We start from the raw sequence: 7027 nt of genomic DNA, 5'->3' as shown, positions 1-7027 counted from the left end.
TAGAATTAACTGAAAAAGAATTAGAATTTAGGAACGATAGAGCTTCAAAAATTCAAATATCAGTATCTGCGTTTCCTTTTGAAAAAACACTACAAGACTTTGATTTTGATTTTCAGCCATCTATAAACAAAGCTCAATTGTTAGATTTTGAAAGTTTAAGATTTCTAGAGAATAAGGAGAATATACTTTTCTTTGGATCTTCTGGCGTTGGTAAAACTCACTTAGCTGTTGCAATTGGGATTGCTGCAGCTAAGAACAGAAATATGGCATATTTCATATCTTGCCATGATCTAATTATGCAACTAAATAAGGCACATGCAGAAAACCGTTTAGAAGCTAAATTGAAGCATTTTGCTAAATATAAGTTGTTAATAATAGATGAGATAGGCTATTTACCTATTGATAAACAAGGAGCAAATCTATTATTTCAACTAATAAATAAAAGATATGAGAAAAACTCAACTATAATTACTACAAATCAGCCTTTTAGTAAGTGGGGAGAGGTATTTTCAGATGTAACCCTAGCTAATGCAATTCTAGATAGATTAATCCATCATTCAAGCATTATTAAGATTACAGGACCTTCTTATAGGCTAAAAGGTAAAATGGATTTGATAGAAAGTAAAAAAGGTAGCAATAACTAATTCTAATAATTGTACATTTTGAGATTCTAATAAATGTACAATTTGGGATTGACATTTACAGGCCGATACCTTCGCCGTCTACAACTTACTAGACGCTCAGCTTTATTCGATAGCATAAGGCTTGCTGGAGTATCGTAACTTCTATAATAGGTAAGTTAAAAGTGACTTCGATTAAAAAATACATAGTGACGGTGTATTATACTATTAAATGTTATTGAAAATAAGTTTTTATATTTATATCGTCTTTAAACTAAAGTCAGCCAGGCCCTGTATTATATTAATCATAACGGCAAATAAGTGAAGAGATAGGTGTGGGAGTGTAAGTAGGTATAGGACGGGACTTCTCCTACATACCTACGGTATGCTTATTTTAAGAGGTTACTCATCTTGCCCGTCGAGATAGTCGGCTATCCTACGTTTGCTTATCTTAATACAGTCATTGCTGATATCAGTTCCGATAACCTTAGCACAGGAGCCAGTACGAAGGCTTGCCAACAGACTTGTTCCCGACCCACAACAAGGGTCTAGCACTACACTATCTCCTTGCTGCAAGAATCTCTTTGCAAGCTCATCAAAGACATCGAGTGGTTGTTCCCATTCTATTTCACGATTTTTATTTGCAGGTTCAGCTGTAATCAAGTCGCTATAAATCTCACCTTTATATCTACTACCTGCTGTCAAATGTATAACTGGTTTTGCAAAAGAACTAACACCTATCCAGCCTAAATTAGATGACCGTCTTGGAAATATAGTCGTAAGCGTCCAGTTATAATAGAGTCTTTTATCAGTGCGTAGAGCGTCTAGTATATCAGGTAGTGCAACGTAGCCTGTCATACAAACAAGACTAGCAATACCGTCTTTCTTTAGAAGCCTACCTGCAAGATGACTCAGTATACGGTAAAGCTCGATATGGTCAACAGAGTAGGGTAAGTCCGTCAGTATTAAGTCTACACTATCATCCGGTATCCAACTTAAATCGTCTTTAAGCAAGTCGCATTGTCTGATATCTACCTCTGGTACTACACCAGAGGTATTTTTGCGTCTTGCAGCTTTTCGTTTCCTATTAAGTGCAGCTTGGGAACTGCGAGGACTAAGAGAGCCACGCTCCTGCATGAAATCCAACACTTCGGGTGCCTTTAATGCACGGAGTCCTCTTGCGTCAAGTTTACCAAGTATTTCAGGATGCTCTTTTAGGTATGGGTGAGATAAGTATTCAGGAGGAGTGTCCACAGTGGTTAATTGACCACTTTCAAGTAACTCTTTTCTTACTTTTTCTACCGTAACATGACTTACTCCAAGTTGTCTACCTATAGATCTCGACGACAGCGACGGTTCGATTTTTATCTGTTGCTTTATCAGAGCACGCTTCTCAGCTTGCGTTAATTTCTTTGTTCGAGACATTTTATATCCTCCCTAAGGCGATGATTATGAGTTAATTATACCTACTACTAGGCCGAAAGGCCAGTCAAAAATTTTACTCTATTTATCTGCTGTAGAATCAGGCATCGCATAAAACACCCCAAATACAAAAATAAGGAGGTGTTTTTATGAGAAAGAAATCAGCAAAGATTAGAATTTTGAGAACCTTAAAGGAAAAGGAAGTGACTAAAGAAGATATTGAAATGTTTAGTGATTATCCAGATGTGGTGGATGTAGAACAGATGAGTGAAATGCTTGGTATCAGCATAAAAACAGGCTATAAACTTCTAAAGGAAAATAAGATTCAGCACTTTAAGATTGGACGAACCTATAAGGTACCTAAGCATAATATTTTATTTTTTATGAAGTCAGCCTAAAAAATCTATTGCGTTGAACATTGTAGGCAACTAACTAAGGCGGTATACTATAGCAGTCAGTGGTAGATAGACTGGCTGCTATCATTAAAAGGAGGAATAAGAATTATGGTAGCAGGACACTTGAGAGAAAAGAATGGCTATTTTCAAATGATATTGAATTATAAGGACGGTGATAATAAAAGAAGAACGAAATCAATAAGCACAGGACTTCCTATAAAGGGAAACAAGAAGCGTGCTGAGGCTATGCTATTGGAGACTAGAAAGAACTTTAGACCAGAGGATATAATGACGGGCAAGAACACGCAGTTCCATAGCTTCCTCGATAACTGGTTGAAAGACGAGGCGAAGAACCTAGACGCAGAAACATTCGCATTATACTCACATAATGTAAGACTTTTTATCGGCCCTCACTTTAAGAGCCTAGCGACACAGGTATGCGAGATTAAAACGTCAACCTTAGAGAGTTATTACAACTATGAAAAGACTAAGAACCACGCCTCTAAAAAGACAATTTTACAGCTACACGAGATAATCACATTATCCCTTGATTATGCAGTAGAGTTAGGTTGGATTGAGAGCAACCCAGCCAAAGGTATAAATCCAGCAACAAATGAGGTATCGGTCTTATTTACGGACTTTATGTTAGAGTGGCTGGAAATGATGAAATCGAGGATTGCAGAAGCAACTTTTGCGTCTTATAGCAGTACGATTAAGCTAAGTATAGTACCCTACTTCAAAGATAAAGGCTATACGCTGACAGATATGGAGGAAAATCCAAAGTATATTCAAGACTTTTATCAGTACGAGCTAAACAAAGGATTGACAGCCAATACGGTTATACACCGTCATGCTAACATTCGCAAAGCCTTACAGCACGCATTTCAGCTGGATTTAATCAAGTCAAATCCAGCAGATAAGGTTGAGCGTCCTAAAAAGGAGGATTACATCGCATCTTACTACAATAAAGACGAGCTTACAGTTTTATTCGAGGTATCCAAAGGAGACCCTTTGGAGTTGCCTATAATCTTAGCTGCTTACTACGGATTGCGTAGGAGTGAGGTTCTGGGTCTAAAGTGGAGTGCTATAGATTTTGAAAGAAAAGAAATAACAATCAATTATATTGTGACTGAAGCAAATAACGGAGACGGCCAAGGCAACTTTATCGTAGAAAAAGCAGGCACTAAGTCAAAATCTAGTAGGCGGGTACTACCTTTAGTTAAGCCAATTGAGGACTTGCTAGTTAAAATGAAGCAGGAGCAGGACAAAAACAGAAGGTTATGCGGTAGTAGTTACAACGATAAGTACCTAGACTTTATAAATGTCAATGAGTTAGGCGAGAGAATTAAGCCGAACTATATAACCCAGCACTTTGCCATAATCTTAAAAAAGAATGAACTAAGGAAAATCAGATTCCACGATTTACGTCACTCTTGTGCGACTTTACTGTATGCTAATGGCGTAAGTCTTAAGGAAATCCAGCAGTGGTTGGGTCATAGCGACATTTCCACAACATCTAATATCTATACGCATTTGGATTATAGCAGTAAAGAAACCTCAGCTAATGCGATTTTATCCGTGTTAGCTCCAATACAAGGAGGAGGACAGGCAGAAGCCTCTACGGAATATGAACAATAATCAAAAAAAAATAAAAAGCTCCATAGTTGGTAGCTATGGAGCTTGGATTTTCTGGTGCCGATGACCAGAGTCGAACTGGTACGAACGTTCGTTCGTCGCATTTTGAGTGCGGTGCGTCTGCCTATTCCGCCACATCGGCATTTGGTTTTATCCGTACCACTCACCTCAGACCTAGAAGTTGGAGGGATATAGTGGAGGGATATTGAAAAATTACACATTATTTAATTGCTTGAACCCTTGATTTATCAAGGCTTCTGGTGTATGCTTGCTGAATAGACGAATTGGATTTTGAGTCGAGTGCGTCTGCCATTCCGCCACTCGGGCATATTAGCTACAAAAGAAATATTAGCACAAATAAGGTGAAAAATCAACAGTTAATTTTTTAAACATATAAAAAGATTAGAAAAATTGTCAAATAAATAACTTTTTAAAAAAGTCACACAAAACAAAAAATTATGTTATAATTCTTGTTATGATGCAAAAAATATTTCCTTTAAATCTAATAGATATTTTGGATATTAACAAATTTACTTTTAATTAATAGATGGTGGTGTAAAAATGGATCCAGTAACTCATGGAATAATAGGCCTAGGAATAGCTGCACTAAGTGGTCAGCCTTTAAGTATTGAAAATCCTCTTGTAGTTGGGGTTACCTTAGGTGCTATTGCCCCTGATTTAGATGTAGTAGTCAAGTATTGGGGCAATTATCAGTATTTAAAGCATCATAGAGGGGTAAGTCATTCCATTGTAGGTTTAGTCGGTATTTCTTTAATCATTACTTTTGGTTTATCTTTGTTTTATAAAGAGGCCAGCTTTTTAAATCTTTTGTTATGGGTATTTTTAGGTAGTGCAAGCCATACTTTTTTCGATATATTAAATTCTTATGGTGTAAGACCTCTGTTACCATTTAACAATAGAAAATTAGTAGCAGGCATACTAATGCTGTATGATCCTTTTATTACTGTATTAAGCTTGGGTTTGATATTTGTTAATGTGGATAGAGCAACAAAAATATTAGCAACGATTATCCTAGTTTCTTTATATATTTCTTTTAGAATACTAATAAAAAATAGAGTAAAGAAAATATTAGATAATCGATATAAAATATCAGAAAGAAAGGATAAGCTGTATGTATTACCAGCTCTAATGAATTTCTTTAAATGGGATTTTATAATACAAACTAAGAAATATAATATTGTAGGGCAGATTAATTTTATAACAAATAAGGTTAAGATTCGCAAGAAGCTTATTAAGCCCAATAATAAATTGATTAAGAAGGCATATAGAACTGAATTAGGAAGGTATTTCCGAGAATTTTCACCTGTTACTCATGTGGAGATAGTTGAACAAGATACTAACATTGAACTGAAAATTACAGACTTAAGATTCTATTTAAGAAATAATTTTATGCATCATGTAACCATAGTGTTTGATGAGAACAATCAAGTAATTGAAGAAGCCTTCCATCCATATAAATATGATAATAGAATAGTTGTGCAGAGTGCGTAAATAGTAGTTTTTAATATTAACACGATAGATATAAACATGATCAAGCCATGAAAACATGTTTATCCCTATCGTGTTTTTGTAATTATTATTTAATATTATATTCTGGATAAAGATAATAGAAATTACATAAACTCTTCTTGTACCAATAGAATAGTTCTACTTTTTCATATGAAGCAAAAGATTTACTATAACAGGAGGAGATTTATGAAAAAAATATTGCTTATTTTGCTATTATGTACATTAATCATTACTAAAAACTGCAAGGCACATGCAGAGCCACAAGTGCCTCAATATAGAATAGAAATAGATATACCATCTAGAGCCTTGTTCCTTATTGAAAATGATACTGTCTTGAAAAAATACCCTGTAGCCGTAGGAAAACCAGATAGTCAAACACCTATAGGAAATTATAAAATAGTGAATAAAATTATAAATCCATATTATTCTAAACAAAACATAGTAGGTGGAAGCTCTGCCAATCCATTAGGAAGCCGATGGATTGGTTTTAAACCCTTTTATGGAATTCATGGCAATAACAATCCTAAATCTATTGGTACCTTCATATCTGCTGGATGTGTTAGGATGTATGATAAAGACATAAAGGAACTATATGGTAAGGTCAAGCTAGGAGATCCAGTTGCAATAAAATATGAGTTGATTAAAATAGAAAAGGATATTGATGGATTAAATCCAGTAATAATTGTATACCCTGATTATTATTCTAAAATGCCAAATCTGCAGGAAAAGGTAGATGAAAAATTAATAGAGCTAAATTTAATTGAAAAAATAGAAATTAATAAAATGAAAGAATTAAAAAAGTTAATTAGAAAAGAAATAGTAGTATTTTCAGAACAGTGGGCCTACTTTATTAATGACAACTATGTTACCAATGATATTCTACTTATAGAAGATAATATGTATGTAAATGTAGACAAGGTATGTAAATTCTTGAATATAGACATAACTAATGATGAAAATGAAGATTATATAAGAGTATTTAATAGCTATATACCTATAGTAAAGGAAAATAACAATAGATATATACCTATAAACAGCTTAGAAGCTAACCTTGGAGGGGATCATAAAAAGAATCAAAGTCAACAAACAATAAAATATAATCTAAATTATCTACTTTTCAATAATAAGTTTGTTAAAGGAGAAATTTTAGATATAGAAGGAGAAACTCTTATTTCTCTAGATGCTTTGACACACCTGCTTAGTATAGAAGGCGAAGTACTAAATAACAAACCAAATATTTTAACTGATGGCTTAGAGACAGTAAGTACAATATTAAATGATAAGCACTATATTTCATTGATGGACCTTTCGGTGGAAATAGGCTTTAAATTTAGTATTTATACTAAAGACAAATATATTGAAATATTCTATTAGGCTATCTAAAATATAAAAACTTCTAATTTTGACTTCCAGAATTAGAAGTTT

At 34.2% G+C, this 7027-nt stretch carries 6 protein-coding genes and 1 tRNA gene; 5 read left to right on the top strand and 2 right to left on the bottom strand.

Annotated features, from left to right (window positions below; genetic code table 11):
- Positions 1–644, top strand: a 644-nt coding sequence (istB, locus tag BLV37_RS13000; protein ID WP_091732348.1) for an IS21-like element helper ATPase IstB, incomplete at its 5' end; no start/stop codon positions are given.
- Positions 645–1022: 378 nt separating this feature from the next.
- Here istB and BLV37_RS12995 read toward each other — a convergent pair.
- A complete protein-coding gene (locus BLV37_RS12995) occupies positions 1023–1757 on the bottom strand; it encodes a site-specific DNA-methyltransferase (RefSeq protein WP_143031526.1) in 735 nt (244 codons plus the stop codon).
- Positions 1758–2191: 434 nt separating this feature from the next.
- On the opposite strand from BLV37_RS12995, the gene BLV37_RS12990 reads away from it, so the two are divergent.
- Both BLV37_RS12990 and BLV37_RS12985 read left to right on the top strand, forming a co-directional pair.
- Positions 2192–2440 (top strand): helix-turn-helix domain-containing protein, encoded by a 249-nt coding sequence (locus BLV37_RS12990; RefSeq protein WP_091732339.1) that lies wholly within the window; start codon positions 2192–2194, stop codon positions 2438–2440.
- Between the two features lie 105 nt (positions 2441–2545).
- Positions 2546–4075 (top strand): tyrosine-type recombinase/integrase, encoded by a 1530-nt coding sequence (locus BLV37_RS12985; protein ID WP_091732336.1) that lies wholly within the window; start codon positions 2546–2548, stop codon positions 4073–4075.
- A gap of 52 nt (positions 4076–4127) precedes the next feature.
- Here the strand turns inward: BLV37_RS12985 and BLV37_RS12980 are convergent.
- Positions 4128–4214: transfer RNA gene (locus BLV37_RS12980), tRNA-Leu, on the bottom strand.
- A gap of 419 nt (positions 4215–4633) precedes the next feature.
- Between BLV37_RS12980 and BLV37_RS12975 the strand changes: the two genes are divergently transcribed.
- Together BLV37_RS12975 and BLV37_RS12970 are read left to right on the top strand one after the other, a co-directional pair.
- A complete protein-coding gene (locus tag BLV37_RS12975) occupies positions 4634–5584 on the top strand; it encodes a metal-dependent hydrolase (RefSeq protein ID WP_091732318.1) in 951 nt (316 codons plus the stop codon).
- A 204-nt stretch (positions 5585–5788) separates the two neighbouring features.
- Positions 5789–6976 (top strand): L,D-transpeptidase, encoded by a 1188-nt coding sequence (locus tag BLV37_RS12970; protein WP_176967980.1) that lies wholly within the window; start codon positions 5789–5791, stop codon positions 6974–6976.
- Positions 6977–7027: the final 51 nt, after the last annotated feature.

This window comes from Proteiniborus ethanoligenes (assembly GCF_900107485.1).
Lineage (GTDB): Bacteria > Bacillota > Clostridia > Tissierellales > Proteiniboraceae > Proteiniborus > Proteiniborus ethanoligenes.
This window is presented reverse-complemented; position numbering and strand designations above follow the sequence as displayed.